We start from the raw sequence: 507 nt of genomic DNA on the forward strand, positions 1-507 counted from the left end.
TTGGCTCTGTCTCGGATTGTCGGGATTCCCAGAGGGCGTTTTTCATCCCGTCCGGGTTTTGGTATCCAGACTCTCCGTAATGGCTTGGCTTTGAAGTTTTCTTTGATTTCCTCAACAAGTTCAAACCTTTGTTTCGGGGATATTGTTACCACACCATCTACTCCGGCTGTTTTCTTGCCTTGGTTGTCTTGGGTCACTCGCCTTACCGCTAAGAGCCTTGCATAGTATGACTTCAAAAGGAGTTTCTGCAACCTTCTGGCTTTTGCATCCTGTCCCGATTGAGCCGCTTGATAGATACGCTTTTGTAGCTTGAAGACCATTCTCTGAACTTTCGTCCAATTGATAGCCCTCCATACATTCTTAGTGTCCGCTAGCTTCAGTTTTCCGAATCTTTTGGATTGACTAGATTTCGTCTTTACCACTACTTGAATCTCCATCTTACGTCTGAACCGTGACCCGTCTGCATATCCCAGACATTACATCTGGGCGTTGGCTTCTGGTCACATC

General features: G+C 46.4%; 1 protein-coding gene. It reads right to left on the bottom strand.

Going from position 1 to position 507, the window contains the following annotated elements; all coding sequences use genetic code 11:
- On the bottom strand, positions 1–437 hold a 437-nt coding region (locus LKE08_RS12040; RefSeq protein ID WP_324704474.1), incomplete at its 3' end, for a reverse transcriptase N-terminal domain-containing protein.
- Positions 438–507 lie beyond the last annotated feature (70 nt).

The organism is Lyngbya sp. CCY1209, from assembly GCF_035615495.1.
GTDB lineage: Bacteria > Cyanobacteriota > Cyanobacteriia > Cyanobacteriales > Microcoleaceae > Limnospira.